At 71.7% G+C, this 1,224-nt stretch carries 2 protein-coding genes; one reads left to right on the top strand and one right to left on the bottom strand.

Annotation, left to right across the window (positions count from 1 at the left end):
* Nucleotides 1–138: 138 nt before the first annotated feature.
* Nucleotides 139–528, top strand: a complete 390-nt coding sequence (locus tag AB0O00_RS40300) for a metalloregulator ArsR/SmtB family transcription factor (protein WP_363659629.1) — start codon at nucleotides 139–141, stop codon at nucleotides 526–528.
* Between the two features lie 22 nt (nucleotides 529–550).
* Here the strand turns inward: AB0O00_RS40300 and AB0O00_RS40295 are convergent, their stop codons facing one another.
* Nucleotides 551–925, bottom strand: a complete 375-nt coding sequence (locus AB0O00_RS40295; RefSeq protein WP_363659628.1) for a hypothetical protein — start codon at nucleotides 923–925, stop codon at nucleotides 551–553.
* Between the last annotated feature and the right edge of the window lie 299 nt (nucleotides 926–1,224).

The following is a 1,224-nucleotide window of genomic DNA, read 5'->3' as shown; positions in this document are numbered from 1 at the left end:
GTTGTGCCCGGGGGCGGCGGCGGGAGCCCCCCGGGACCTGCCCGGCGGGTGCGGTGCGGGGCTGACCTGCGCGTCCGTCCCGCCGGTTGCTAAGGTCAACTCCTCGACGAAGATCGGCCCGATGGAGACGGTGACGACGTGAACGCCGAAACGCCCACCCCGCCTCCCTTGGTCGGCACGCCGCTGTACCAGCTGAAGGCGGAGTTCTTCAAAACCCTCGGCCACCCCGTGCGCATCCGCGTCCTGGAGCTGCTGAGCGAGCGCGAGCAGGCCGTCGCCGAGATGCTGCCCGAGGTCGGCGTCGAGGCCTCCCACCTGTCCCAGCAGCTCGCCGTCCTGCGCCGCTCCAACCTCGTGATCGCCCGCCGCGAGGGCTCGACCGTCTACTACCGCCTCACCAACCCCGAGGTCGCCGAGCTCCTGCGGGTCGCGCGCACGATCCTCGGCGGCGTCATCAGCGGCCAGGCCGAGCTGCTCAACGGCCTGCTCGCCCAGCCCTCGACCGGCCGTCCCCCGGCCGGGACCTGACGCGCCGCACCCGGCCACCGGCTCAGACCACCAGCTCCTCGTCGATGCGCCGCACCTGGTGGCGCGCCATCGCCAGGTTCGCCCGGGTCCGCTCCAGCACGAGGTACAGGAACAGCCCCTTCCCGCCCGGCGAGGTCAGCGGACGCACCAGGTGGTACTGGCGGGTGAGCGTCGTCAGGCTGTCCTCCAGCGTCTCCCCGAGCAGCCCGAGCGCTTCGGCCGCCCGCTGCTGCGCCCGCACGACGTCGGTGGCGCCGGCCGCGGCGACCCCCAGGTCCAGGCCCGAGGCCTCGCCCAGCGTGCCCAGCGCCATCCCGCTCGTGGAGTCGACCAGGGCGACGCCCACCGCCCCGTCGATCGCCATCGCGTCCTTCAGCGCGCCCTCGATCCCTGCCATGCGCCCAGTCCTCCCGACCGTCTCGCGTCGTGGCCGACCGTGTGCCGACCGCGCACCGAGCGTAGGCACCGGGCGCTTCGCGGTCGTCACGTTGACCGTTACTGATCACAACAGATCGCTACTGTCGGAATCCATCACATGCGAAACCAGCGACTTGAAAAATTCTTCATATCCATACATGCTGTCGTGTCGTCGGACCGGCATACGGTGAATCCGGCAGCTGTCGCCGCCCGGCGCCCGCCGCCGGAAGGGGAGGGGTGGTCGTGACCGCGGCGTTCGACGAGGAGCTGCGCGAGCAG

Source organism: Kitasatospora sp. NPDC093558 (assembly GCF_040683475.1).
Taxonomy (GTDB): Bacteria; Actinomycetota; Actinomycetes; order Streptomycetales; family Streptomycetaceae; genus Kitasatospora.
The sequence above is the reverse complement of the archived record's forward strand: the minus strand, read 5'-3'. Positions and strand labels throughout refer to the sequence as shown.